Genomic DNA, 24,540 nt, shown 5'->3' with positions numbered 1-24,540 from the left:
GTCCCCTGCGTCGTCTCGTGATCGTCGAGTCCCCGACCAAGGCCCGCAAGATCGCGCCATACCTCGGTCGTAACTACATGGTCGAGGCGTCGGTCGGTCATATCCGGGATCTGCCGCGTGGCGCGGCGGATGTTCCCGCCAAGTACAAGGGGCAGTCCTGGGCGCGCCTCGGCGTAGACGTGGACAACGACTTCGAGCCCATCTACGTCGTGAGTCCGGACAAGAAGGCCAAGGTCACCGAGCTGAAGAGCCTGCTGAAGGACGCCGACGAACTCTATCTGGCCACCGACCCCGACCGCGAGGGCGAGGCCATCGCCTGGCACCTGCTCGAGACGCTCAAGCCGAAGGTGCCGGTCCGGCGAATGGTGTTCCACGAGATCACCGAGCCCGCTATCCAGGCCGCCGCCGCCGACACCCGCGAACTCGACAGCGACCTGGTCGACGCTCAGGAGACCCGGCGCATCCTGGACCGGCTCTACGGCTACGAGGTCAGCCCGGTGCTGTGGAAGAAGGTCATGCCCCGGCTGTCGGCAGGCCGCGTGCAATCGGTCGCCACCCGCGTGATCGTGCGACGTGAGCGCGAGCGGATGGCGTTCCGCTCGGCCGAATACTGGGACATTGCCGCCAAGTTGGACGCCGGCACCGGCGAGGAAGCCGATGCCACCAACCCCAGGACCTTCGGCGCACGACTGGTCGCGGTCGACGGCGCGAGGGTCGCGTCCGGCCGGGATTTCGGCTCGGACGGACAACTCAAGGCCACCAACGGTGTCGTCGTGCTGGACGAGGGCTACGCCCGGCGTCTCGCCGAGGGGCTGGACGGTGCCGACCTGGTGGTCTCCTCCGCGGAGGCCAAGCCGTACAGCCGCAAGCCGTACCCGCCGTTCATGACCTCGACGCTGCAGCAGGAGGCGGGGCGCAAGCTGCGCTTCACGTCCGAGCGGACCATGCGGGTGGCACAGCGGTTGTATGAGAACGGCTACATCACCTATATGCGTACCGACTCGACCACACTGTCGGAGTCGGCGATCGCCGCGGCTCGCTCGCAGGCGACGCAGCTGTACGGCGCCGAGTACGTGCACGCGACTGCGCGGCAGTACAACCGCAAGGTGAAGAACGCGCAGGAGGCTCACGAGGCGATCCGGCCCGCCGGCGATACGTTTGCTACGCCTGGCCAGCTGCACGCGCGGCTGGACAACGACGAGTTCCGGCTCTACGAACTCATCTGGCAGCGCACTGTCGCCTCGCAGATGGCCGACGCCAGGGGCACCACGCTGACGTTGCGCATCACCGGCGTCGCGGGCACCGGCGAGGAATGTGTGTTCTCCGCCTCCGGCCGCACCATCACCTTCCCCGGCTTCCTGAAGGCCTACGTGGAGAGTGTGGACGAGGAGGCGGGCGGTCAGTCCGACGACGCCGAATCCCGCCTGCCCGCACTGGAGGAGGGGCAGGGCGTCACCGCGGTCGAGCTGAATCCTGATGGGCACAGCACGAATCCGCCCGCGCGCTACACCGAGGCGTCGCTGATCAAGACGCTCGAAGAGCTCGGCATCGGCCGTCCTTCGACGTATTCGTCGATCATCAAGACGATCCTGGACCGCGGGTACGTGTACAAGCGCGGCAGCGCGCTGGTGCCGTCCTGGGTCGCGTTCGCCGTGATCGGCCTGCTGGAAGAACATTTCGGTCGGCTGGTCGACTTCGATTTCACCGCCGCCATGGAAGACGATCTCGACGCCATCGCGGGCGGACGCGAGCAGCGCGGAAACTGGTTGTCCAGCTTCTACTTCGGCGGCGACCACGGCGTCGAGGGTTCGGTCGCGCGGTCGGGCGGGCTGAAGAAGATGGTCGGCGAGCGGCTCGACGACATCGATGCACGAGAAATCAATTCCATCAAGCTGTTCAGCGATTCCGAGGGACGCGACGTCGTCGTCCGGGTGGGCAAGTATGGGCCGTACTTGGAGCGGTTGGTCGCCAATCCCGATAACCCCGAAGGTGATTCGGTTTCCCAGCGGGCCAACCTGCCCGACGACCTTCCGCCGGACGAACTGACGCCCGAAGTGGCCGAGAAGCTGTTCGCGACGCCGCAGGAAGGACGTTCGCTGGGTATCGATCCCGAGTCGGGGCACAAGATCGTTGCCAAGGAAGGGCGTTTCGGTCCGTACGTCACCGAGATCCTCCTCGAGGACGGCGAGGCGCCGGCCAAGAAGACCGCGAAGAAGGCCGCCACGCCGAAACCGCGCACCGGTTCGCTGTTCAAGTCGATGGACCTGGCGACAATCACGCTCGAGGATGCGCTCGAGCTGCTGTCACTGCCGCGCGTAGTCGGCACCGACCCGGCCACCGGTGAGGAGATCACCGCGCAGAACGGGCGATACGGGCCATATCTGAAGAAGGGCACCGACTCGCGGTCGCTGAATACCGAGGATCAGATCTTCACTGTGTCGCTGGAAGAGGCGCTGAAGATCTACTCGGAGCCCAAGCGGCGCGGGCGGCAGGCCTCCACCGCGGCCCCGCTGCGTGAGTTGGGAGACGATTCGGCCACCGGCAAGCCGATGGTGATCAAGGAGGGCCGTTTCGGTCCGTACGTCACCGACGGTGAGACCAACGCGACACTTCGCAAGGGCGACGAGATCGAGTCGATCACCCCGGAGCGGGCGATGGAGCTGCTCGCTGATCGGCGGGCGCGGGGACCGGTGAAGAAGGCGGCCAAGAAGACCCCGGCGAAGAAGACCCCGGCCAAGACAGCTGCCAAGAAGGTCGCCGCCAAGAAGGCGACGACCACCAAGACGGTGGCCAAGAAGACCGCGGCGCAGAAGTCGACGGCGAAGAGGACCGGCATCGGAAAGTCGTGAATTCGCGCCGCGGGGTATCGGCAGTAGCCTGAGCGCCATGAGTACCGAACAGGAGCGCGAGGATCTCGTGTCGATGCTCGCCGACCAGCGCGAACTTTTCCGAATCACCTTGCGCGGCATCGATGACGAGCTGGCGCGGCGGCGGACCACGGCGAGCGAGTTGACTCTGGGTGGTCTGCTGCATCATCTGATCAGTTGCGAACGGCACTGGACCACGGTGATCGTGGAGCGTGACGAGCATGCGGAACTCGATCTCGCAGAATTCGAGGGCGAGTACGTGATGGCGGCCGACGAGACCGTCGCTGGGCTGCTGGCTACCTGGGACGAGGTCGCCGCGGCTACGGCGGAGTTGATCCGTTCGGTGAACAGCCTCGACACCCCGATCCCCACGCCGACCACGCCGTGGACGCCGGACCGAATCTGGCAGTCGGTGCGCTACACAGTGCTGCACATCCTGCGGGAGATCGCGCACCATTCCGGGCACGCCGATTTCATTCGTGAGGCGCTCGACGGCGCGAACACCACGCATCAGCGCGCCTCTTAGCTCGCGCATTCGGGACCGATGTCCGGGCAGATGTGTCGGTGCGGGCGGCTATGGTGTACGACGTGGCGGGTGTCTTCGATCGGTTGGTCGGCCAGGATGCGGTCGAGTCCGAGCTGACGGCCGCTGCGATCGCGGCTCGCGGGGGCGTGGTTGCGGGAGCGATGACTCATTCGTGGCTGTTCACCGGACCTCCGGGATCGGGCAGATCTGTTGCGGCGCTGTGCTTCGCGGCCGCATTGCAGTGCACCGACCCGGACACCCCTGGGTGCGGCAGGTGCCACGCCTGCACGACGACCATGGCAGGCACGCACGGCGACGTTCGTCGAGTGGTGCCTGAGGGGCTGAGTATCAGCACCAAGGAGATGCGCGAGATCGTGCAGGTCGCCTCGCGCAGGCCGAGCACGGGGCGCTGGCAGGTGGTCGTCATCGAGGACGGCGACCGGTTGACCGAGGCCGCGGGCAACGTGCTGTTGAAAGTAGTCGAGGAGCCGCCGAACCGGACGGTGTTCCTGCTGTGCGCGCCGTCGGTTGATCCCGAGGACATTTCCGTGACGCTGCGTTCCCGCTGCAGGCACGTGCACTTGGTGACGCCGTCGGTACCCGCCATCGCGCGGGTTCTCCAGGAGCGCGACAAGCTGGATGAGAAGACCGCGACCTGGGCCGCCTCCATCAGCGGCGGACATGTCGGTCGCGCCCGACGGCTCGCCACCGACGAGGAAGCGCGCGCCCGAAGGCAGCGCGCGTTGGCCCTGGTTGCCGCGGTCGGCAAGCCCGGCGCAGCTTATGCTGCCGCCGACGAGTTGGTGCGTGCGGCCGACGACGAGGCCAAGCAGATGAGCGCCACCCGCGACGAACGCGAACGCGAAGAGCTCGCCACCGCGCTTGGCGCGGGTGGCACCGGCAAGGGCGCGGCCGGTGCCACCCGCGGGTCCGCAGGTGTACTCAAAGACCTGGAGCGGCGGCAGAAATCCCGCGCCACCCGCACCGGACGCGATGCCCTCGACCGCGCTCTGATCGATGTGGCGGGCGTCTACCGCGATGCGCTGGCCGTCCGGTTCGGCGCCGCGGGCAACGGTTCCGGCGTCGCCCTCACCCATCCGGACCTGTCCGACCAGATCCATGACCTCGCCTCGCGGGTGCGCCCCGAAGGCCTGCTCAGCTCCATCGAGGCCGTCCTCGGTTGCCGCGAAGCCCTCGACCTGAACGTCAAACCCCGCTTCGCCCTCGCCGCCATGGCCGCCGCCCTGATCGCGGCCCAATGACCGTGACCACCCGTTTTCGCGATCCGGGCCGGAGACGATAGACTCGCGTGGCCGAAAGGCACGCCGCCTTAGCTCAGTCGGTAGAGCGCTTCACTCGTAATGAAAAGGTCGGGGGTTCGATTCCCCCAGGCGGCTCCACTCGGAAAGTGGTCCTAACCAGCCGCTTTTCGACCCTTCCGACGCTTCTTGCGAGTCGGCGCAGCACCGTTCTTGTCACGCTTTGCCACAAGGGCCTCCAAGGTTCCCGCTGCCGAGACCAGAGCATCATCCTGAGAGTGCACGTAGGTGCGCATCGTGAACGCGCTGTCAGCGTGCCCCAGCCACTCCGAAATCACCGCAATCGGCACGCCCTGCAGGTGCATCAGGGTTCCGCAGGTATGGCGAGCGTCATGCAGTCGAATCCGGCGCACCTCGGCCGCCTTGGTGATCTTCTCCCAGTAGTCCGTCAGGGTATCCGGGTGGTACGACGCGCCCGCCTCATTGACCACGACATGCGTTCCGGGTCCGTATGCGTCACCGAGTGCCAGCTTCTCAACTGCCTGCCGCTTGCGTGCTGCCCGCAGTTCTGCCGTCAGCGTCGGCGTCAGCGGTAGTTTCCGGCCCGAGTCCTCAGACTTCGGGTCGTACTCTTCGGCCTTGCCGTTCACCGATACGCGATTGTTGGCGATGATCAACCGTCCGGCGTGAAAGTCAATATCCGACCACCGCAGTCCGCCGATCTCACCACGGCGCAGCCCCGACAGCGCCAGGTGCCAGGCGTGACGGTTGCGATCGTTGGCCGCGACCGCCAAGACCTTGCGTACTTCGGCCTCGGAGTAGGTGTCGTGCCGCTTCTTCGGGCCGGTTGGCACCCTGTCGACTAGCGCGGCAACGTTGCGGACCAGCTTGCCCTCCGCGATCAGCGATTCCAGCACGGCCTCGAACCGGTCCAGGGTGGCATTGGCCGTCTCCGGTTTCCATGGTCGCCTGTTCTGCCCGTTGGCCTTCTTTGCAGTCCCAGCGAGAAGGTCGGTCACGAGGTCGTCTAGGTGCCGTTTCGACAGCTTCTGTACTGCCTCGTCGCCATACCGGTCGCGGATGGGTTGCAGCGCGTTCTTGTAGTTCGTAGCAGTCGTCCCACGGACCCGCTTACCTGCCAGCCAGTCCTCGCACGCCTGCTCCACCGTCAACGTCGAGTTCGGCACGTAGGTACCCCGCCGAACAGCCATCGACGTATCGGCCAGAGCGTCGCGGGCTTCCTTCTCAGTGCGATAGCGCTTCTTCGTCTGCCGCCGCTTTCCAGTCTCCGGGTCCGTCCCGGCTTCAGCGGTCACCTGATACCGGATTGCTCCACTCTTCAGGGTGATCTTCTCGATCTGCGGTGGAAGCTGTCGCCTGGTCATGCTGCGGCAGCCTGATCGAGACCGGCGATGTAGTCGGTGACGGCCTGTTCGGTGACGAAGCGGCGCCGGCCGATCTTGACCGAGCGCAGTACACCGGAGCCGATCAGCTCGTAGTATTTGCTGTGCCCGATCGGGATCAGCTTGCGGACTTCCGTCTCGTTGAGAAGCTTGGACATGACGGGTTCCTCCCTATGCTGCTGCGGATTGCTGAACGATTGAAAAGCATTGCGGTGCACCGATTTCCGGGTTGTCGCCTGGTGGTCCTTCGCTCATGGCGAGGCGGGCGTTGGTGTATTGGGCGCGTTGGTTGATCCGGGCAGCCACCAGCGCCATGACCAGATGTGAACGAGGCGGTGCGTCCTTGTCGCCGGGCCCGACTGGTGTGATCCGTAGGTGCGAGGTGTCGGGGGTGAGGATGCCGACGCGGGCGAGCTCCTGGCGGACGAAGTCGAGGCGGTCGGCCTTGTGGTCGGGGATTGTTTTGCCCGACCACTTGCCGGAGTTCAAGCAGCGCCGACCGGGCAGGCCGAGGGTGTCGCGGCGGTGTGCGTTGCCTTTGCACTTGCCCGGCTGGGTCTTCTCGGTGGCGCCCTTGGGGACGATGCCGTAGCGCAGCCACACACCACAGCGCGGCGAGCACGGGGTGTTTTGCAGCTCCGCGTGCAGCCGGTCGTAGTGCTCAGCTACTCGCCGCGAGCCAGGGTCGAGGACTTCGCCGATGGACTTGGTGAGGTACTTGGTCAGGTAGCGGACCTTGGTGTCCATTTCCTCGCTGCCGCCGAGGATCTGCACCGCTTTGGACTGACCACCGAATTTGAGCGTGTGAGCCGGCTCCACGTCGTCGACGGAATCCATTACCGCCAGGGCGTCATCCCAGTAGGTGAGTGGCTTGTGGGTACGCAGATCCACGAACGTGCCGGCGGTGTAGTCCCAGACCGGCATATTCGCGTCCGTGTACACGGGGGTGTCGAAGTGTGGCCACCAGATGTTGCGGAAGGTCGCCGCGGTGACCTGGTACAGCAGCTGGGATGGGATCGAGCCGCGGATAGCGATGTGCAGGTGCGGGGCGCCGCGCTTCTGTGGTTCGACAGACGCCCAGTACTGCACGTTCCAGCCGACCGCCCGGCGCAGGTTCTGCATCCACCGGTCGAACAACCGGGCGAGGTGGATCGTGTCGCGGGCTTGGCGGGTGTAGTCGTAGCTCTCGGGGTCACGCGGGGAACCGTCGGAGACCATCTTGCCGGTCTCGGGGTCGCGGACACGGTTGATATGCCCGTAGGAGTCGAGGGTGAGGGTGAAGAACGTCGAGGGCCGATACTTGCCGTCCGCGTACGCAGTACCCACGGTGAGACCCTTGTTGACCTTCTTACGAGGCAGGTCGGGCAGGTCGTCACGGCGGCGAGTCGACTTGGCTTTCCGGCGGGGTTTCTCGTCCAGGGCTGGGAGGCGGCCACGCACGCCGAGTTCACGCAGCTCGACATCGATGTCGGCCACCAACGCTTTGATCGCGTCCGCGAGTTCGTGATCACCGTCGCGGCGAGCGTCGTGGTAGTCGGTGAAAAGCTGCGCGCGAGCACCTAATACGTCCTGCTGTGCTGGCGTCGGTTCGGTCTTGTCGTCGGCGGGTTCGTGGTCGGCGCACCAGCCCTCACGCAGCTGCGTCATACGCAAATACCGGTTGGCTTTAGCGCAGGCTGGGCAGGTTGTCGCGTTGGTGGACTTGCAGGGGGCGCCGACGTAGGAGGTGCGGGAGGTGATCGGGTCGAATGCCCGCATCGGGATGACACGAGCGCAGACGCCTTCCTTTTCGGCGGCGTGTTCGGCGATGTCGTTGATGTCGGGCATCGCGCGTCGGTCGGCGGCGGTTTCCCGGTTGGGGGCGATGCCGATGATCGGTGTGGCCATAACGTGTTGTCCCCCTTCTTCGTGTTTCGGGTGTGAATGGGCTGGAGGCCGGATCGGAGGCTGGTGTCCTCCGGGTCCGGCCTCCGCCGAGCGTGTCGATCAGGCAACGTCTTCCAGGTCGCTCGGTAGGGCATCGGGTGTGCTGATCGAATCTGGGTGATACAAGACGATTTCCACCGTTCCGGGGCCGACGATTGCGGCGTCGCAGTGGTGGGCGCCGAAGGTGGTGGCGAGGTGGGTGGTGCGGTTTTCGTAGTCGGCGGGGCAATGTCCGTCGAGCATCCGCACCCGAACCCGGTCGGTGGCCTCACCGACACGCACCGACAACAAACGCGGGACACGGGTGGTGCCGTCGGTGGTGAGGGTGAGGCGGGCGGCGGTCATGAGGCGGGTCCAACGCCGCCGGTAGCGGAACCAGGCGAGGTAGCGGACACGGACCGGGGAGAGGATCGACCGGATCATTTCGGCGTCCCTTTCTCGGGTAGTGCGTGCTCGCCGCCTGTCGCCTGCCGGATCACCGCTTGCAGCACACCAACTACCGCGTTGGCATCGTTTACGGTCATGGCCAGATGCAGCACAGCGGCGAAGTTGTGTTCCTTGTGCAGGGTGACCTGGATGTGCCGATTCTGTGTGGCGTCGGGAAGGTAGTTGGCGAAGACCTCGCACGTTTCGCGCAGATGCCCACGATCAGCGGAGACCAGCACCCGGTGAAAGTCCATGCCCCGCTGCGGCTTCCAATAGCCGTGTGAAGACTCGTGGCTGTTCATGCCGCCCAGTCCCCGCCGTCGTAGTCATCGGCGCCCCAGGCCGGGAGTGTCCCGGTTTCAGCGAGCACGTGAACTGCGACCGTTACCGGGTCGAGGCCACGGGCTTGCAGCTGGCAGCGACGCCGGGCTTGCAGGTCGATGACGTTGTCGTCGTGGCGAACGGTGTGGTTGGTGTTCATGACAGGACCTCGTTTTCGCAGATGCCGCACACGATGCAGGTGCGGGGATGGGTGGTTTTGCCGGGCAGCCGCACGGGGACACGGCGGTCGGGGAAGGTGTGGCCGGTTTCGGCGCAGCGGGCCAGGGCTTGGCAGCCGTCGCAGACGACCTTGTCGCCGTCATAGACCCAGCCGACCCCAGCAGATCGGGCGTTGAGGTAGCCGGCGGCTTGGTTGACTGTGTCGAAGCAGATGGCTTCACCGGTGTTCTCGGTGTAGCTGTCGCCACAGATGTCGCAGTAGATGACCACGTGCACCTCGGTGACGAACCCGGTCCTCATGCCGCACGCTGCGGGGCGAAATCGGCCAGGTCGACCGGGCGGGGGACCGGCTTGTACTGCGCGACGATCCGGTCTACATCGGCGTCGGTGACCATGAACGCCCGAGCCCGCCGGAAACCGGCCTTACCGTCCTCCTGCACGAAGCACACACCCGGTGTCGAGTGCGGGATACGGTCGCAATAGGAGCCACGGTTACGGGCGCCTTGACCGTGGATCATGGCGACCTGGGCGGCTTCGTCCATGCGCATACCGACCCGGTACGGAAGCAACTGCCTTTGCGGCACATTCTCTTTCGACGGATCGATCACCGTCTCGATCACCGAATACAAAGGTGCCCGCCCCTGCGACAGCAGCAGACCATGAGCGCGTTCGAAACGTTGCTGCATCTTCTGGGTAGAGAACGCCGACAGTGTCGCGGCCTCGTCGATGATCGTGACGACGAGGGGGTTCTGCGGCGTCGGAACGGGTTTGCGGACCTTGCCCCGATACCGTTGGGTGGCCTCCTGAAGATCGGTGACGGTCTCCTCGAGCAGCCCGACCATTTCCTCTTCGCCGGTGCAGGCGAACCGGGTGCACAGTGGTTGCAGGAACCCCAGTTCCATGCCGCCTTTCGGGTCGATCACCCGCAGATCCACCCGCCCGGAACGGATCGCCGGCCCCATCCCGTTGACCAACGACCACAACAGACTCGACTTGCCCGAACCCATACCGCCAGCGATCAGGACGTGACGGCCCTGGATCGGGACACTCCAGCTCTGGCCGTCCTCGAACACGCCCGCCGTGACCGCCTCCAAATCCACATGGTCAGGGACTTCCACTGGCACCGGCCACGCGGCAGCGAGAGTGTCGTGCGCTCTGACCTGGACGCGGATGAATCCGGGAGACGATGACAGCGCGGTGACCTCGGGAACACCGATGTACTGGGCGAACGCGTCCAGGGTGTTCGGCTCTGTCCAGTCGGACAGTTTGTGGCCGCCGCGCATCTGCACGTCCACATCCAGCCCGTAGGCGGTGTACTCGACATCCAGAACCGTGGGAAAACCGTCATCGATCGAGCCGAGACCCAGCTCACGCCACAACATCAATTCCTGTTGGCGATCGCAGAACACCAAGACCGAAGTCTTCAACTCCATCGGTGCCGCAGCCACCCAATCAGCGACCGTCTCCGCACGAGCCGCAGGCTTGCACCGCGACCAATACGCCAGCCGAGCTGCCATGCCCACACCACCAGCGATCGCGGCCAGCGGGGGCAACGTGTCTGCCAAACTCATGATCGATCAACGCCTTTCCGGAAGTAGGGACCGGCCGCGCCGGGCTCGGGTTTCGGGCTCGCCGGCTCCGCAGACGCGGCACTCCGGGCCTGCTCATCCACGGAATCCAGCAGATCCTCGATCAGCCAGGACACTTCTCGCGGTGACAGCGCAACCCCTTTGCGGCCCACCTTCAGGAAAACCACGTCCTGATCCGGGTCGTAACCGGTCTCCATCCGCACAGGCGGCGGCGGGAAGCCGAACATCTCACGCAAGAACATCACGCCACCCCCAGCAGCGGCAGGCTTGCCATGGTCGTGGAACTCATGATTTGTCAGCACCTTTCAAGAAACAGCGAGTGGGACCGCGACGGGCAGCAGCGGGGCAGCCGGGCGCGCAGGAATGGGGTGGATGGTTGGCACCGGTTCAGGAACTTCGACGGTCTCGGACTCGGCGAGCACACCGTCTACGGTCCGAGGTTGGGTCGAGGTCGCCGCAGGTGCGGAATCGGTTGCAGGCTCGCCCGGTTCGACCGGAACAGGCCGGTGAGTGCGCAGCAGCACCGCCAGGCCGTGCGTGTCGATCAGCAGAGCAGCCGGAGCGATCACTGCGAGCACCGCAGCGCCGACACCATGACCAGACACCAGAGCGTGAGCGATGTTGCCGCCGATCGAGACCGCAGCCCCGGCAACCAGGACACACTCGAACCACTTACGGCCGTCGCTATCGGCCAACGCCAACACAGCGATGGTGGCCTGAATGATGGTGCCGTCCACAATCACGGGGAACAGCCACGCCAACCGTTCGGGAGTGTGGGCTTTGACTGCGAGGTCCTGCAACGCCGCGAACGACAACACGAACGCGGCAACACCGATGACCACGACAACGAGAACGGCGGACCAGCGAGCCCACGCCATCCCCTTGGACTGCTGATCCGCCGTGTCCATCGCTACGCAGCCTCAGCGATCGCGGCAGACTGCTCAGCGGCGGCGTGCTCGGCGGCATCATGGGCCATCAGCAGCCCCGGCAACACCTCGGCGAGCTGACGAACATGCTCGATGTCGAGGAACACCGTCGATCCGCCGGACTGTTCGCTGTCCAGGCAGACCCACACCGAGGCCGGAATCGTGAAGCCGTGCTCACTGTCACGGGGCGGGTGATACTCCACCGTCATCGAGGCGCAGAGGCCGACTCGCACGCTCATGTGTGACATGGCGATCACGCAGCCTTCGTGGCAGCGGACTGGTTGACCTTCGCGCCCGAGTTGTCACCGACGATGCCGGTCGCCCGAATGTTCCAGCCGATCGACTTGAACTCACCGTTACCGACGACTCGCGGCTTGAGCATCAACCCCTCCAGCTCGATCGGGCGGATGCCGGGCGAGATCTCCGGCGTCGCGGGGACCGGCTGGTGATCAGAGACGAACACGACATCGAAGCTGGCCTGTGCCGCTTTCCCGCCCGTGGGGTCCATGATCGTGGCCTTCCACAAACGCTTGCCGGTGCCGTTACCGTCCCGATCGAAATCGAGCTGGTGACGCTTCGGCGCGCTGCGATCCTGGTTGAACTCGGTGACAGCCTCGATGCTGCCGAGCAAAAACACCCCCATCGGGAACGCGGTACGGAAGTCGGTAGAAAGCCACATGTCCTTGAGTGCCATTGGAATCAACTCCTGTGTGAGGTGAGCGCGGTGGTTGTTCGCCCTACTCCAATCATCGTATACGCAACTTCGTATACGCACAAGCCTTTCGTATACGTAGTTGTACGCTGGCGGATAGCCGAAGGTGGCGTATGTGAGCGCTACCATTGCGTATACGGAGTTGCGTATACTGAGATTTCGAGCGCATCAGAATCGAAAGGATCGATTACATGTCTGAACCGGCATACGTTTCCATCGCAGGCGAGTTCGCCCGTGAAATCCGCAGCGGCGCACTACGGCCGGGGACGCAGTTACCGAGCTACGCCGAACTGACCGCGCGCTACAACGTTTCGGACATCGTCATCCGGTCGGCTATCGACTTGCTGACTAGGCAGGGACTGGTCAGGACCCAACGTCGGCGAGGAACGTTCGTCGCTGACCGTCCGAACCTTGTGCGAGTCGCGCCCGAACGGCAGCTCGAGGATCCCGAAGACACCTTCGCTCGGGAATCCGACCAGGACGTAGCGGTGGATCGGCACAAGCAGGAGGTGCCCGTCAGTGATGCCGTCGCGGCCGTCCTGGGCGTCAAGCCCGGGGAGCGTGTCTCCCATGAGGTCGTCCGAGCGAGCGAGGGCGGCCGTCCGATCTCGATTTCAGACAGCTACCAGCCCCTCGGCGTCGAGGGAACCACCGACGCGACATTCCTCGAAGAAACCATCTCGGATGCGCTGCCGACCGAGATGCACGCTGAATGGCTTCGGACTACGCCAGGAGCTTTGGTGAAGTCGGTAGTGCAGCGGTTCATCGCAGCAGACGAACAGGTGCTGATGGTCTCCTACGTCTCGTACCCGCGCGATCGCTACGACGCGTTCGTGTTCCGCATGTCGTTGGAGCCCGAGCAGTCGCGCGCAACCTGATCTTGGTCATGAAAGGGCCCGGTCACCGTCTACACAGGTGGCCGGGCCCTTTTATGTCGCAATGCCTACCGCACTACCCATCCCTGCGCGATGTCGCAATTCCCTGCCCAGGCCACATACTCGGTGTCTTCGGCCGCCAGTTCCCAGTGGTCCCGCAAGAGCTCGAAGAAGGCGTCATCACCGGTCTTTCCTCCTTGCGGCTCTCCGACATAAACGACTTGCTTGCCCCCTGCCTGCGCAAACTCGACTACTGCCCGTGAAGCCATCGGCGCACCCCACCCCGGAGGCCAACACAGGAACAAGACCGACTCGGCTAGATCGGCGGCAGCGTAGGCAGCCAGGTCGCCCACCGGATACCAGACCGCTTGTTGCCCGTGAGTCACAGGAAACGACGGGTTCTGTGTGACCTGCGGAGGCTCCGAATCGTAGGCCGCGACAGGTACGCCCTGGCGCGCGAGTTGAGCCGCCCAGTATCCGCGCCCAGCTCCAAGCTCCAAAATTGTCCTGCCAGCGCTGAAGTCCTTCATCCACGCCAGGGTTTCCGGCGACGGGATGGCGTAGGCGTACGCGGCCTGTAGAACGGTCTCCGCGTAGGCGAGTCGTGCGCTTCCAGTCTTCGGCCCTACAACCCGACGGCCCGAGTCTTCGCGCGATATCGCCGGTTCGATGATGTCCCAGTACGGATTGCCGGAGCTTGACTCACCACCGGTGAGGTAGTGGACGACCCGTAGGTCGAACGATGCGTCGGCGTCCGGATCGCCGGTACCAGGGAGCCGCATCACCGTGTCGAGGTAGTCCGCCACGTGCGGATACATGGCGTCTAGCTTCGCATCGTCGTTCAGGAGCACTGCCAGTTCTGCACGGCGCTCCTCAGTCAGCACAAGTCCCGTCATGGGCTCAATTGTCCGTGGCCGCGTCACCTTCGCGGGTTGTTGCTGAATTTCGCTATATAGAGTCAAGGCGCCTGCGGCGGCGCGTGCGCGCCGCCGCCGCGCAACGGGCACCCTGGCTGCGCTGGCGGGAGCCCGGCGCGTCGGCGGCCCCCACGCGCTATCGGCAGTCACCCGGACTCTTGATTGCTCGCTACAGCATCGATCCGAGCTGTGGACGTGGCACGACGTGAGCCCAGCAGCGAATTGCTGAACGGGTCACCGAGCCCAAATCGGCCGGCACTCTGCCCGATCGACGGCCACCATCACACCGACACTCTCATACGGTGCTGCCGCACGAGCTTCGCTCGCTTGCCTCATAGAACCAGCCTGCCGAACCCGCGTAGGCGGTCACCGAACCGTCACCAGTCAGCCGAAAAGGCCGGCACTCTGTCCGATCCACCTCGAGCAGCAGACGAGGCCCGATCCCACCTCGAGCAGAATTGCTGAACGGAATCTGCGGTCGGGGGGAGTGGCTATGGTCGCGTAGACCCCTGCCTCCTCATGGCCCAATTGTCTGACCTCACTCGGACGAGTCAAGGGAAAGAGCGCCCTTGACACGCCCTCCCTCCGCTCAGGGATGGCCAGTATGAGGAAGCAGGGGAAGGGAAGTCACCGGGGTGTGGAGGTGTCACACCGTTGTCACAACTCGCCCATACGACCCCGGACATGACAAGACCCCCACGGAAGCATTTCGCCACTTCACGTAGGGGTACGAACGTCAGCAGACCGCCAGCGGACACGAGTTTTTCGACTCGTAATGAAAAGGTCGGGGGTTCGATTCCCCCAGGCGGCTCCACGAATAACGTCTCTGTGGTTGCGCGAACACCTGTTGAGTGACACGCGTCTGCTGGGCATCGCGAGGCTCTTCGTCGTATGCCACACGTTGCGGTTCGGTTACGCCACGCATACCGACAAGCTTGGCAAGTCGCCTGCCGGTATGCGAGTCCGCGTGGAGCTCGGGATTCCCGTCGATCAGTTGTCAGGACGCCCATGGCCGATGCCACCGACCTTTTGGATTCGGATACGGGTGAGCAGGCCGGGCGGGGCGTTGTCGGGTGGGAAATCGGGTGGGCCCGTTGACCGGCCCAGGAGAACGTTTTCGAGGTCAGCCCGCGGCGGCGGAGCGTACGTGGGCGCGTTCGGCGATGCTCGCCAATTCCTCGTTGAAGCGGTCGGCTGCCTCGATGTTGCCCAGGTGGCCGGTGGGCCACACGTGATACGCGGCCAACTGGCCGGTGTCGGCGAGGACATCGGCGATGCGGCGCGACATCCGCTCCGGCAGCAGACGGTCGTGCGCGCCCGCGATCACCGTGGTGGGCACGGTGAGGTGAGCGGTGGCGCCGGTGAGATCCATGTCGGCGAGCGCGGCGGCATGCCGGCCGCGGGTGAGCGGGCGACAGGAACGCACGATGCCGAGCGCGAACACCACCTCGTCCACGGTCGCGTTCTTGGACATCACGCGCGACTTGAGCAAAGCGGCCGCGGGCCAGCCGCCGGGCAGTGGTACCGGGGCGGTGAGGAGGGTCTCGGCGACGATACTCGGCATGCGTACGCTGGCGCCGAGCACCGTGACCGGCCGGTTCGCCAGGGTCAGCGGCTTGTTCAGCAGCGGGAGCAGGTCGGTGTCGTAGCGGATGTTACCCGGGGAGGTGTTCAACAGAACGACCGCGGCGGCCCGCTGGCGGACCTGCTCGGGATAGCGATCAGCCCACGCCTGCAGGGTGATTCCGCCCATGCTGTGGCCCGCGAGCACCGCGCGCTGCCCGGGGCGGAGCGTGGCGTCCAGGACGGACGACAGGTCGTCGGCCAGTGTCTCTTTGCCGGGCATGACTGCGCCGAGCTGGCTCTCGCCGTGGCCGCGCTGGTCGTAGCAGATCACGCGATACCGGTCGGCGAAGGCGTTGATCTGGGGATTCCAGTACTCGATGCTGCAGCTCCAGCCGTGGATCAGGACGAGGACGTCGCCGTCCGCGGGGCCGTAGGCGTGCACTCGCAGGCGGGCGCCGTCCTTCGTGGTGACCGGGATGACCGCACACGGAGCGGTAGGGGGATTCAGTGACGCGGTCCGGTAGGTGCGAGATCGCAGTCCAGCACGGTAAGCGGCGGTCAGCGCACCATTGCGCGCGTCCGCCAGCGTCCTCATCGACTTCACCAGCATCGAGCACTCCTTTGTGTCCACCGCCACAGTACAACGCAAGCAAAGTGCTTGCTACTGCTAGCACGCAATGGCGGAATTCCTGGCTTGTGTCGTGGAGTACCCCGAATTCCGTCCGGCCAAAGCTTTTTGCCGGAAAGAAGACACCGGCCGTGCGGGAACTCGTCCGAGCCGGCGGGCAAGAGCTAACGCTATGCCGATCCGGGCTGCCCGGTCCGGCTGGGCCCCGGGATTCGCACGGTCCGATCCATCCGGCAACGTATTGAGGTTCGCGCAGCCGGGTAGCGCACTGGGGCCCGAGCGAAATCGGCGCGCGGGCGCGGCTTTCGGACACCAGCCGGTGCGCGTGGAGCGCTGAGCCGTGAAGTACTCCTGCGCTGTAGCGGCACGGACTGAACCGCGGTTACGGTTGATCCTGTGGATATCGCGCAGACTGTCCCCGGGCCCGCGGCGGACTCGACGACGCAGCCGAGGTGGGGTCGGCGCGGCGTAGCGGTTCCGCTGCTGGTGGCGAGCGTCGGCGTGGGTGCCGGCGTACTGCTGCACCTACGGGATCCACACGTCGAAGGCTCGTACGGCACCTGCCCGGTGTATGCGCTGACCGGTTGGTACTGCCCGGGCTGTGGCGGCATGCGCGCCGTGCACAACCTTACCGATGGGCAGGTGCTGGACGCGCTGCACAGCAACCTGCTGGCGATTCCACTGATCCTCGCGTTCGTGCTGTGGGTGGGGGACTGGACCATCCGGGCCTGGCGCGGTCAGCGGATGCGACTGCCCTCGATCAGCCGCGTCACGATGTGGTCATTCTTCGCACTGCTGGCGGTCTACACCGTGCTGCGCAATACACCGTGGGGGACCCTGTTCACACCGGTCTAGGTGTAGGCGTGAATTCACTACTTTTCCAGGTCTTTTCGCTGGTGCTGCTGCTCGGGTCGCTGGCCGCCGTCATCCCGATGGCCCGGCAGGTGTTGCGCCGGTCCGAGCGCGACGACTCCGACGACCACTGACGGAATTCGTCGAGGCCAGGGCGATTCTCCTGGCGTGGGCCGGGCAAACTGGGATTATGAGTGATTCACTGAAAGACCGGGTGCGGGCGAAGTTGCTGCGCCAGCTCGAAGAGGACGGCCCCCCGGACATGGAGCATGACGACCCGCGGCAGATCTCCGTCGAAACCGATCTCGACGCGCTGGCGAACGTCGCCGACGACGACCCGCTCGTCGAAGAGCTCGCCGGGCGCTACCTGGTGTTCTGATCAGGCCGCTACATACCGCCGTACGGCGGTAGCTGGGGCAGTGGTTCGGCGAGCAGCCAGGTGTCCCAGAGCGGGCGCAGCGGCACCAGGCTGTAGTGTCCGGCCAGGTCGGTGAACTCCTCCGCGGTCACCGAGGAGTGGCGGTAGCGGAGTGTCCATTCCCGCAGCAGTTCGAAGAATGTCGTGTCGCCGAGTTCGAGCCGCACCGCGTGCAGGGTCAGTGCGCCACGCTTGTACACCCGGTCATCGAACATCCGCTGCGGCCCTGGGTCGCCGACCACGATGTCCTGCGGCTCACGTGACAGGTTGTGTCGCGCGGCTCGTGCCATCTGGTCTGCGGTCGGCCCGCCTGCCTCCTCCGACCAGATCCACTCCGCGTAACATGCGAAGCCTTCGTGCAGCCAGATGTCGCGCCACTGCCGGATGGTCAGGCTGTTGCCGAACCACTGGTGGGCCAGCTCGTGCGCGACCAGCCGTTCGGCGCCTCGGCGGCCGTCGCAGTGGTTGGCGCCGAAGATGGAGATGCCCTGCGCCTCGATCGGGATTTCCAGCTCGTCGTCGGTGACCACCACCGTGTACCCCTCGAACGGATAGGGGCCGAACTTGTCGGTGAAGACCTCCAACATGCGCGGCTGACGGGCGAAGTCGTGCTCGAAGTTGGCGCGCAGCCGAGGCGGGACTACGGCCTGCATCGGCACCGGGCCGTGTGAGGCACCGATGCGATGCTTGCGATAACGGCCGATCTGGATAGTCGCAAGGTAGCTCGACATCGGCTCGGATTGCTCGTACACCCAGGTGGTCTGGCTTGCCTTGGTCTGCTTGCGCAGCAGGGTGCCGTTGGCCAGGGCGTAGTACGGCGAGTCCGTGGTGATCGAAATCCGGTAGCTCGCTTTGGAACTCGGGTGGTCGTCACAGGGAAACCAGGAAGCGGCGCCGTTGGGTTGGCTCGCCACGAGCGCGCCCTCGGCGAGTTCCTCCCAGCCGACCTCCCCCCACGGTCCGCGCACCGGTTTCGGGGTGCCGCTGTACTGCACCACCAGCGACAGCACGCCGCCCGCCGGAATCCGCTCCGGCGGCGTGATCACCAATTTGCCGTGCTGGTGGGTGAATTTCACGGCTTTGGTCCCGTTCACGAGCACTTTCGAGACGGTGAGTGCCTGGGAAAGGTCGAGCGCGAACCGCGGGCGCACGGCGGTGGTTACCGCGATGATCGCGGCGCGGCCGGTCAGCCGGTTGCTGGACACTTTGTAGACCAGCTCGAGTTCGTACCGCGATACCCGATAGCCCCGATTGCCGTTCTGCGGTAGGTACTCGTCGATGGGGGGCTCGTAGAACTTGCCCGGCATCACCGCGCTCCTGGGTCGCCCGTGAACCAGGGCGCGATCGGGTTGCCCCACCAGCGCGTCGAGGCCGGCACTGTGTCGCCGCGCATGACCAGGGAGGCCGGACCGATTGTCGCGCCATCGCCGAGGGCGGACGCGGGCAGCGCGACGCAGTGCGGGCCGAGGGTGGCGCCCGCACCGAGGGCGACGGTGTCCATGGCCATGATTCGATCGTGGAACAGGTGGGTCTGTACCACGCAGCCTCGTTCCACGGTCGCGCCGTCGCCGAGAGTCACCAGGTCCGCCTCCGGTAGCCAGTAGGACTCGCACCATACCCCGCGGCCGATCGTCGCGCCGAGGCCGCGAAGCCAGACGTTCAGCACGGGAGTCCCGGTCGCCGCGCGCGCGAACCACGGCGCGGCAACGGTTTCCACGAAAGTGTCGGAGACCTCGTTGCGCCACACGAACGAACTCCACAGCGGATGCTCCTCGGCGCAAATCCGCCCGACCAGCAACCATTTGGCGACCACTGCGCTCACCCCTGCGGCCGCGCCGGCGCCGAGCAGCACGAGTCCGCTGAGCAGCCCCGCGGCTAGGTGGCCGTAGGTTTCCGCGAGCCACGCGAGGGTGAACAACACGCCGAGGCCGATGGCGAAGGTCGCCAGGACCGGAATCAAGCGGCAAGTTTCGATGATCCCGCGAGCGACGCGCAATCGTGCAGGCGGGTCGAAGGTGCGCGCGGTGTCGGTGCTCTCCGCCGCGCGCCGCAGCCGGACAGGTGGGCTGCCCAACCAGGACGAGCCGGCCTTGGCCTTGGACGGCGCTGCCGACAGCACCGCGACCAAGCCGTTCTTCGGGACGCGGCGGCCCGGTGCCGTCATGCCGGAGTTGCCGAGGAACGCGCGCTTGCCAACTTTGGCCTCGCCGATGCGGAGCCAGCCGCCACCGAGTTCATAGCCGGCGATCATGGTGTCGTCGGCGAGGAACGCACCGTCGGCGACGGTGGTGAACTTCGGCAGCAGCAGCACCGTGGATACCTCGACGCTTTTGCCGATCTTCGCGCCGAGCAGGCGCAGCCACAGCGGGGTGAGCAGGCTCGCGTACAGCGGGAACAAGAAGGTGCGCGCGGAATCCAGCAGCCGCTCGGTGGCCCAGGCCTGCCAGCCGACCCGGCTGCGCACCGGGTGATAGCCCTCGGTCAGGCCGATGCTGAGCATGCGGACGGCGATGATGGTCGCCGCCGCGTACACGCCGAGGCTGAGCAGGGTCGCGACCGGCAGGATCGCGAAGGCGCGGCCCGCACCGCCCATCAACGTGCGGGTGTCGCGGATGAACCAGGCGATGAACGCGCCGCCCGCGCCGAGGCCGAGGATGGGCACAGCGGCCAGTACGACCGACGTGACGCCGAAGACGCCGACCCAATGCCGCGCCCGGCCCGGCGTGTGTTGCGGCCAGCGGTGCTGGGCCTTGCCGATTTTCACGGCAGGCGAGCCCGCCCACTCCTGCTCGGCCTTCACCTTCCCCGACACCGCGGAGCCGGGTGCGATCTCGGCGTTCTTCCCGATTTTAGTGCCGGGCAACAGGATCGAGCGAGAACCGACGACCGCGCCGGGACCGATGGTGATCGGGCCGAGATGTACCGCGTCGCCGTCGATCCAGTACCCCGACAGGTCGACCTCCGGTTCCACGCTGCACCCGTCGCCGAGTTCGAGCATGCCGGTGACCGGAGGAAGTGTGTGCAGGTCGACGCCCTTGCCGATCCTCGCGCCGAGCGCACGCGCGAACGGCACCATCCACGGCGCGCCGGAGAGGTTCTCGGCGCCGCTGGCCTCCGACAGCCGGACCGCCGCCCACAGGCGCAGGTGCACCGAGCCGCCCCGCGGATAGCGGCCCGGTCGGACGCCGCGCAGCAGTAGTCTGGCGCCGGCCACGCAGATCGCCATGCGGCCGGGCGGGGAGATGAACAGCAGAAATGCGGCCAGCGTCCACCACCAGGACAGATGCGGTAACCACGGCAGCGAGCCGGACCAGCCCGCGATATTGCCGACGATCGCGAGCCAGGTGAGCCACTGCAGGCCGGTCAGAGTGGTCAGCGGGATGGTGGCGACTACCTGCGCCGCTTGGGCAGGCAGCGGCGTCGGGCGCACCACCCGGTCCGCGACGGCGACCGCGGGCGTGGTCTGTTCGAGCAGTTCCACCAGGGAGCCCAGGCGGGGATGGTCGTAGAGGTCGGCGACGGCGATCTGCGGATACCGCTCGCGCAGGGCCGTGACCAGCTGCGCCGCCGCGAGTGAGCCGCCGCCCAGGTCGAAGAAGTCGGCGCCGAGATCGCCGACCTGCGCACCGAGAATCGAATTCCACAGTCCGGCAACCCATTGCGCGGTGCCGGTCAGGTCGTTGTCATCATCGTCGTCGGCGGAGTTGGGCAGCGGCCAGGGCAGCGCGTCGCGGTCGACCTTGCCGGAGGTGCGGGTGGGTAGCTCGTCGACCACCGCGAGTCTGGGGACCAGCGGAGCTGGAAGTTGTTCGGTGAGAGTGGCTCTCGCGGCTTTGGCGTCGAAGTTCTGCGCCGTACCGGTCAGGTAGCCGACCAGGATCTTGTTGCCCGCCTCGGTGGTTCGGATCGCGGCGGCGGCACCCGTGACCCCGGGAAGATGCTGGAGCGCGTTGTCGATCTCGCCGAGCTCGATGCGGCGACCGCCGAGCTTGATCTGATCATCGGCCCGGCCCAGGAAGACCAACCCGGTGCTGTCGTTGCGGACCAGGTCGCCGCTGCGGTAGGCGCGGTCCCAGCCGACCGAGGGCAGCGGGGCGTACTTCTCGGCGTCTTTGGTCGGGTCGAGATAGCGCGCGAGGCCGACGCCGCCGATGACCAGTTCGCCGGATTCGCCCTCTGCCACCGGGTTTCCCGCCTGGTCCACCACGATGAGGTCCCAGCCGTTGAGCGGAAGCCCGATCCGGATCGGCCATTGGCCATTCAGCAGCGCGGCGCAGGCGACGACCGTCGCCTCGGTGGGCCCGTAGGTATTCCATACTTCGCGATTCGAATCACCGTTTCCGGTAAGACGTTCGGCGAGTTCCGGCGGCACGGCCTCGCCGCCGAAGATCAGCAGGCGTACCGCCTCCAATGCCTCGACCGGCCAGGTCGCCGCCAGGGTCGGCACGGTCGAGACGATGCTGATCTCGCGCCGCACCAGCCAGGGACCGAGATCGGCGCCGGTGCGCACCAGATCGCGCGGGGCGGGGACGAGACAGGCGCCGTTATGCCAGGCCAGCCACATTTCCTCGCAGGACGCGTCGAAGGCTACCGAGAGACCCGCGAGGACCCGATCGCCGGGACCGATCGGGGCGTCGCGCAGGAACAGGTCGGCTTCGGCGTCGACGAAGGCGGCGGCATTGCGGTGTGTGACGGCAACGCCTTTCGGTGTTCCGGTGGAGCCGGAGGTGAAGATGATCCAGGCGTCGTCGTCGGGGGTGGGCAGCGTGGACCAGTTGTCGTCGCGCGTGTCCCGCTCGGCCGCACGGATGCCTGCGGCCGTGGTCTCGATTCCTTCGGCGGTCACGATCGCGGTGACCTGGGCTTCGCCGAATACCAGCTGGGCGCGCTCGTCGGGGTCGTCGGCGTCGACCGGCACATAGGCGGCGCCGGCGTACAAGACGGCGAGGATGGTGACATAGAGCCCGCGCGTGCCCGACGGCAGACGTACACCGACCCGGTCGCCGGATCGCACGCCCGCCGTGGCGAGCCGGGCCATGGTCTTTTCGATCTCGACCACGAGCTCCAGGTAGGAGAGCACCACCTGGCCGTCGTCGATGGCGGGGGCGTCGGGGTGGGTGAGTGCGGTGGCCGTCATGATGTCGACGAGCGTGCGGGCCTGGGGGGCATGGCCGCCTCGCAGCAGCGGGCTTGTCGTCGCGTCAACCTGGGGCTGGAGCATGGTGCTCTGCGCACCTCCCATCGAACTGGCCTCGCACTTCCGGTAGTTGTGTCATAGTTGGGTTACCAAAGGGCAAACGCCACGCTGGCCAATCGTCCACGGTACCCGGGTTGTTGTCGTTCGTTGTTCACCGAACCGGTCCGCGGGGGCCGGCCGGTGCTGTGCGGGTTGTTGCAGTTCTGGTCTATTTTCCCGGTTTGTGGCACGGCAGCGCCTGGTCGCCGGCATGTGCGGAGAGTTCGCTAGATGATTGCTGGCCGCCGGTCGGTGGTCTCACCTCGACGCCGACCGGATCCCCCGTCACGGTTGCTGCCGCGAGCGGCGCCCGTGGCACGTTCCGGGGGGCCAGGTTGACAGTTCCGGTTTGTGTCTGCCAATCTCGGATCAGGTCATGAGTACCAGCGTCAAGCCCCGGCTTGCTGGTCGGCAACCCTCCTCCGCGGTGGGGTGCTCCGGGTGACGACACGGCCGACGCCCGACCGGGCGCGGCAAGCGCGGACTCGACGAGCCATTCGATTGCGGGTCCCTGAACCGACGGGATTTACGTGATGACCACTGCTGTCGACAACACCTGTGCCGCCCTCGCCCGGGTCTCCGGCGACGACCTCCGAGTGCCGCTCGTGCAGGGTGGGACGACCACCTACGCCAACTTCGACTACGCGGCGAGCGCGCCCGCATTGGCGCAGGTCATCGACCGGGTACAGCAGCTGCTGCCGTTCTATGCGAGCGTGCACCGCGGTGCGGGTTACGCCTCCCGGATCTCCACCGAGTGCTACGAGGCCGCGCGCGGCTCGGTCACCCGGTTCCTCGACGCCGCCGACGACCAGGTGGCCGTGTTCACCCGCAACACCACCGACTCGCTGAACCTGCTGGCCTCCTGCGTGCCCGGCGAGACGGTGGTGCTCGACATCGAGCACCACGCCAACTTCCTGCCGTGGGCCAGGAACGGTCGGCGCGTCGTAGCGGCCGCCGATACCGTCGAGGAGACCATCGGCACGCTGGTCGCCGAGCTGTGCAGTAGACCGGCCGCGTTGCTCGCGGTGACCGGCGCGTCGAACGTGACCGGTGAAGTGCTTCCGCTGGAACGGCTGGCCACCATCGCGCACCAGTGCGGCGCCCGGATCCTGGTGGACGCTGCGCAATTGGCGCCGCACCGGCGAATCAGCTTGCGCGAGACGGGCATCGACTACCTGGCCTTCTCCGGGCACAAGCTGTACGCGCCGTTCGGTGCGGGCGTGCTCGTCGGCCGCCGCGACTGGCTGGACGCGGCCCAGCCGTATTTGGCGGGCGGCGGGGCGGTGCGGGAGGTGAGCACCACGCGGGCTGAGTGGGCCCCGGCTCCACAGCGGCACGAGGCCGGGTCGCCGAATGTGCTCGGCGCCGCCGCGCTGGCCGCCGCCTGTGACGCGCTCTGTGCAATCGACGCCGAAACTCTTGCCGCGCACGAACACCGACTCGCCGACCGCCTCCGCGACGGCTTGGCCGCCATTCCCGGTGTGCGCTTGCTCCGCATCTGGACCGACAGTCCCGATACCGTCGGCATCGTCGCTTTCACGCTGGACGGTTTCATCCCCGGCCAGGTCGCCGCCTATCTCTCCGCCGAACACGGCATCGGCGTCCGCGACGGCCGTTTCTGCGCTCACCCGCTGCTCGCCCGTCTCGGTCTGGATGGCGCCCTTCGGGCCAGCATCGGCCTCGGCACCACCTCCGCCGACGTGGAACGCCTCGTCGAGGCCGTCGCCACCCTCGTCCGCACCGGCCCCACCTGGGATTACGCCGCCACCAACGGCCTGTGGAATCCCACCCCCGAAACCCGCCCCTTCACCTCGGCCGCCCCCACGGGCGCTGCCCCCTGCCTCATCGGGTGAAGGCTGCGGTTCCCCGATCCGAACGGGGCCGCCGGATACTATCGGCGTATCCGGTACCCG

The 24,540-nt window shown here is 66.4% G+C and carries 24 protein-coding genes, 1 tRNA gene and 1 riboswitch; of the genes, 9 read left to right on the top strand and 16 right to left on the bottom strand.

Translation table 11 applies throughout. From position 1 onward, the window contains the following. Window positions 1–17: 17 nt before the first annotated feature. The 4 genes from topA (at window position 18) to AB4Z47_RS10075 (ending at window position 4,793) form a co-directional block, all read left to right on the top strand. Window positions 18–2,849, top strand: coding sequence for a type I DNA topoisomerase (gene topA / locus AB4Z47_RS10090; RefSeq protein WP_441949781.1), 2,832 nt, complete (start codon window positions 18–20; stop codon window positions 2,847–2,849). Between the two features lie 37 nt (window positions 2,850–2,886). Further along, entirely contained in the window at window positions 2,887–3,393 is a 507-nt protein-coding gene (locus AB4Z47_RS10085) for a mycothiol transferase (protein ID WP_441949731.1), read from the top strand. 62 nt (window positions 3,394–3,455) lie between these two features. Continuing rightward, the gene (locus AB4Z47_RS10080) at window positions 3,456–4,655 is read left to right on the top strand and encodes a DNA polymerase III subunit delta' (RefSeq protein WP_441949779.1); all 1,200 of its coding nucleotides are present in this window, start codon (window positions 3,456–3,458) and stop codon (window positions 4,653–4,655) included. Between the two features lie 62 nt (window positions 4,656–4,717). Next, a tRNA-Thr gene (locus tag AB4Z47_RS10075) sits at window positions 4,718–4,793 on the top strand. A gap of 14 nt (window positions 4,794–4,807) precedes the next feature. Here the strand turns inward: AB4Z47_RS10075 and AB4Z47_RS10070 are convergent. From AB4Z47_RS10070 to AB4Z47_RS10015, 12 genes are all read right to left on the bottom strand, one after another. Further along, the gene (locus tag AB4Z47_RS10070) at window positions 4,808–6,037 is read right to left on the bottom strand and encodes a tyrosine-type recombinase/integrase (RefSeq protein WP_441949729.1); all 1,230 of its coding nucleotides are present in this window, start codon (window positions 6,035–6,037) and stop codon (window positions 4,808–4,810) included. Next, window positions 6,034–6,213, bottom strand: a complete 180-nt coding sequence (locus tag AB4Z47_RS10065; RefSeq protein WP_441949728.1) for an excisionase — start codon at window positions 6,211–6,213, stop codon at window positions 6,034–6,036. The genes AB4Z47_RS10070 and AB4Z47_RS10065 overlap by 4 nt, the downstream gene beginning before the upstream one ends. 13 nt (window positions 6,214–6,226) lie before the next feature. Continuing rightward, complete coding sequence (locus tag AB4Z47_RS10060) at window positions 6,227–7,942, bottom strand: replication initiator (protein WP_441949727.1); 1,716 nt, start codon at window positions 7,940–7,942, stop codon at window positions 6,227–6,229. Between the two features lie 99 nt (window positions 7,943–8,041). Beyond that, entirely contained in the window at window positions 8,042–8,404 is a 363-nt protein-coding gene (locus AB4Z47_RS10055) for a hypothetical protein (protein ID WP_441949726.1), read from the bottom strand. Continuing rightward, the gene (locus tag AB4Z47_RS10050) at window positions 8,401–8,709 is read right to left on the bottom strand and encodes a hypothetical protein (RefSeq protein WP_441949724.1); all 309 of its coding nucleotides are present in this window, start codon (window positions 8,707–8,709) and stop codon (window positions 8,401–8,403) included. Before AB4Z47_RS10050 ends, AB4Z47_RS10055 begins: the two co-directional genes overlap by 4 nt. Then, window positions 8,706–8,888, bottom strand: a complete 183-nt coding sequence (locus tag AB4Z47_RS10045; RefSeq protein ID WP_441949723.1) for a hypothetical protein — start codon at window positions 8,886–8,888, stop codon at window positions 8,706–8,708. The genes AB4Z47_RS10050 and AB4Z47_RS10045 overlap by 4 nt, the downstream gene beginning before the upstream one ends. After that, on the bottom strand, window positions 8,885–9,208 hold the full coding sequence (locus AB4Z47_RS10040) for a hypothetical protein (protein WP_441949721.1): 324 nt from the start codon (window positions 9,206–9,208) through the stop codon (window positions 8,885–8,887). Before AB4Z47_RS10040 ends, AB4Z47_RS10045 begins: the two co-directional genes overlap by 4 nt. Next, window positions 9,205–10,479 (bottom strand): FtsK/SpoIIIE domain-containing protein, encoded by a 1,275-nt coding sequence (locus AB4Z47_RS10035; RefSeq protein WP_441949720.1) that lies wholly within the window; start codon window positions 10,477–10,479, stop codon window positions 9,205–9,207. The genes AB4Z47_RS10040 and AB4Z47_RS10035 overlap by 4 nt, the downstream gene beginning before the upstream one ends. After that, window positions 10,476–10,799 carry a hypothetical protein gene (locus AB4Z47_RS10030; protein ID WP_441949719.1) on the bottom strand — a complete coding sequence of 108 codons (324 nt, stop codon included), beginning with the start codon at window positions 10,797–10,799 and terminating at the stop codon, window positions 10,476–10,478. Before AB4Z47_RS10030 ends, AB4Z47_RS10035 begins: the two co-directional genes overlap by 4 nt. Before the next feature lie 3 nt (window positions 10,800–10,802). Then, on the bottom strand, window positions 10,803–11,405 hold the full coding sequence (locus AB4Z47_RS10025) for a DUF2637 domain-containing protein (RefSeq protein WP_441949718.1): 603 nt from the start codon (window positions 11,403–11,405) through the stop codon (window positions 10,803–10,805). A 2-nt stretch (window positions 11,406–11,407) separates the two neighbouring features. Next, window positions 11,408–11,662: a hypothetical protein gene (locus tag AB4Z47_RS10020; protein WP_441949716.1), complete on the bottom strand. Its 255-nt coding sequence runs from the start codon at window positions 11,660–11,662 to the stop codon at window positions 11,408–11,410. Between the two features lie 14 nt (window positions 11,663–11,676). Beyond that, entirely contained in the window at window positions 11,677–12,117 is a 441-nt protein-coding gene (locus AB4Z47_RS10015; protein ID WP_441949714.1) for a hypothetical protein, read from the bottom strand. 209 nt (window positions 12,118–12,326) lie between these two features. Between AB4Z47_RS10015 and AB4Z47_RS10010 the strand changes: the two genes are divergently transcribed. Then, window positions 12,327–13,013: a GntR family transcriptional regulator gene (locus AB4Z47_RS10010; RefSeq protein ID WP_441949713.1), complete on the top strand. Its 687-nt coding sequence runs from the start codon at window positions 12,327–12,329 to the stop codon at window positions 13,011–13,013. Between the two features lie 65 nt (window positions 13,014–13,078). Here AB4Z47_RS10010 and AB4Z47_RS10005 read toward each other — a convergent pair whose 3' ends face one another. Together AB4Z47_RS10005 and AB4Z47_RS10000 are read right to left on the bottom strand one after the other, a co-directional pair. Then, window positions 13,079–13,894 carry a hypothetical protein gene (locus AB4Z47_RS10005; RefSeq protein WP_441949712.1) on the bottom strand — a complete coding sequence of 272 codons (816 nt, stop codon included), beginning with the start codon at window positions 13,892–13,894 and terminating at the stop codon, window positions 13,079–13,081. Between the two features lie 1,156 nt (window positions 13,895–15,050). Further along, the gene (locus tag AB4Z47_RS10000) at window positions 15,051–16,103 is read right to left on the bottom strand and encodes an alpha/beta fold hydrolase (protein ID WP_441949710.1); all 1,053 of its coding nucleotides are present in this window, start codon (window positions 16,101–16,103) and stop codon (window positions 15,051–15,053) included. Between the two features lie 414 nt (window positions 16,104–16,517). Here AB4Z47_RS10000 and AB4Z47_RS09995 point away from each other — a divergent pair, with 414 nt between their 5' ends. The 3 genes from AB4Z47_RS09995 to AB4Z47_RS09985 are packed head-to-tail and all read left to right on the top strand — an operon-like array spanning window position 16,518 to window position 17,352. Beyond that, window positions 16,518–16,976, top strand: a complete 459-nt coding sequence (locus AB4Z47_RS09995; RefSeq protein ID WP_441949709.1) for a DUF2752 domain-containing protein — start codon at window positions 16,518–16,520, stop codon at window positions 16,974–16,976. Between the two features lie 8 nt (window positions 16,977–16,984). Next, window positions 16,985–17,107: a hypothetical protein gene (locus AB4Z47_RS09990; RefSeq protein ID WP_441949708.1), complete on the top strand. Its 123-nt coding sequence runs from the start codon at window positions 16,985–16,987 to the stop codon at window positions 17,105–17,107. A gap of 56 nt (window positions 17,108–17,163) precedes the next feature. After that, window positions 17,164–17,352: a hypothetical protein gene (locus AB4Z47_RS09985; RefSeq protein WP_327111822.1), complete on the top strand. Its 189-nt coding sequence runs from the start codon at window positions 17,164–17,166 to the stop codon at window positions 17,350–17,352. Window positions 17,353–17,360: 8 nt separating this feature from the next. On the opposite strand, the gene AB4Z47_RS09980 is transcribed toward AB4Z47_RS09985, so the two are convergent. Then, entirely contained in the window at window positions 17,361–18,698 is a 1,338-nt protein-coding gene (locus AB4Z47_RS09980) for a M1 family metallopeptidase (RefSeq protein ID WP_441949707.1), read from the bottom strand. After that, a complete protein-coding gene (locus AB4Z47_RS09975) occupies window positions 18,698–22,612 on the bottom strand; it encodes a Pls/PosA family non-ribosomal peptide synthetase (RefSeq protein ID WP_441949706.1) in 3,915 nt (1,304 codons plus the stop codon). The genes AB4Z47_RS09980 and AB4Z47_RS09975 overlap by 1 nt, the downstream gene beginning before the upstream one ends. A 387-nt stretch (window positions 22,613–22,999) precedes the next feature. After that, window positions 23,000–23,113, top strand: a riboswitch (SAM riboswitch). Window positions 23,114–23,160: 47 nt separating this feature from the next. On the opposite strand from AB4Z47_RS09975, the gene AB4Z47_RS09970 reads away from it, so the two are divergent. Further along, window positions 23,161–24,480, top strand: a complete 1,320-nt coding sequence (locus AB4Z47_RS09970) for an aminotransferase class V-fold PLP-dependent enzyme (protein ID WP_441949705.1) — start codon at window positions 23,161–23,163, stop codon at window positions 24,478–24,480. Window positions 24,481–24,540: the final 60 nt, after the last annotated feature.

It is taken from the genome of Nocardia sp. 2TAF39, from assembly GCF_052114905.1.
Classification (GTDB): Bacteria; Actinomycetota; Actinomycetes; order Mycobacteriales; family Mycobacteriaceae; genus Nocardia.
The sequence above is the reverse complement of the archived record's forward strand: the minus strand, read 5'-3'. Positions and strand labels throughout refer to the sequence as shown.

Bases quoted from the DNA above. Each gene is read 5' to 3' on its own strand.
- AB4Z47_RS10085 (WP_441949731.1), top strand. From the start codon at position 2,887: ATGAGTACCGAACAGGAGCGCGAGGATCTCGTGTCGATGCTCGCCGAC.
- AB4Z47_RS10070 (WP_441949729.1), bottom strand. From the start codon at position 6,037: ATGACCAGGCGACAGCTTCCACCGCAGATCGAGAAGATCACCCTGAAG.
- AB4Z47_RS10065 (WP_441949728.1), bottom strand. From the start codon at position 6,213: ATGTCCAAGCTTCTCAACGAGACGGAAGTCCGCAAGCTGATCCCGATC.
- AB4Z47_RS10060 (WP_441949727.1), bottom strand. From the start codon at position 7,942: ATGGCCACACCGATCATCGGCATCGCCCCCAACCGGGAAACCGCCGCC.
- AB4Z47_RS10055 (WP_441949726.1), bottom strand. From the start codon at position 8,404: ATGATCCGGTCGATCCTCTCCCCGGTCCGTGTCCGCTACCTCGCCTGG.
- AB4Z47_RS10050 (WP_441949724.1), bottom strand. From the start codon at position 8,709: ATGAACAGCCACGAGTCTTCACACGGCTATTGGAAGCCGCAGCGGGGC.
- AB4Z47_RS10045 (WP_441949723.1), bottom strand. From the start codon at position 8,888: ATGAACACCAACCACACCGTTCGCCACGACGACAACGTCATCGACCTG.
- AB4Z47_RS10040 (WP_441949721.1), bottom strand. From the start codon at position 9,208: ATGAGGACCGGGTTCGTCACCGAGGTGCACGTGGTCATCTACTGCGAC.
- AB4Z47_RS10035 (WP_441949720.1), bottom strand. From the start codon at position 10,479: ATGAGTTTGGCAGACACGTTGCCCCCGCTGGCCGCGATCGCTGGTGGT.
- AB4Z47_RS10025 (WP_441949718.1), bottom strand. From the start codon at position 11,405: ATGGACACGGCGGATCAGCAGTCCAAGGGGATGGCGTGGGCTCGCTGG.
- AB4Z47_RS10020 (WP_441949716.1), bottom strand. From the start codon at position 11,662: ATGAGCGTGCGAGTCGGCCTCTGCGCCTCGATGACGGTGGAGTATCAC.
- AB4Z47_RS10015 (WP_441949714.1), bottom strand. From the start codon at position 12,117: ATGGCACTCAAGGACATGTGGCTTTCTACCGACTTCCGTACCGCGTTC.
- AB4Z47_RS10010 (WP_441949713.1), top strand. From the start codon at position 12,327: ATGTCTGAACCGGCATACGTTTCCATCGCAGGCGAGTTCGCCCGTGAA.
- AB4Z47_RS10000 (WP_441949710.1), bottom strand. From the start codon at position 16,103: ATGCTGGTGAAGTCGATGAGGACGCTGGCGGACGCGCGCAATGGTGCG.
- AB4Z47_RS09985 (WP_327111822.1), top strand. From the start codon at position 17,164: ATGAGTGATTCACTGAAAGACCGGGTGCGGGCGAAGTTGCTGCGCCAG.
- AB4Z47_RS09980 (WP_441949707.1), bottom strand. From the start codon at position 18,698: ATGCCGGGCAAGTTCTACGAGCCCCCCATCGACGAGTACCTACCGCAG.
- AB4Z47_RS09975 (WP_441949706.1), bottom strand. From the start codon at position 22,612: ATGCTCCAGCCCCAGGTTGACGCGACGACAAGCCCGCTGCTGCGAGGC.
- AB4Z47_RS09970 (WP_441949705.1), top strand. From the start codon at position 23,161: ATGACCACTGCTGTCGACAACACCTGTGCCGCCCTCGCCCGGGTCTCC.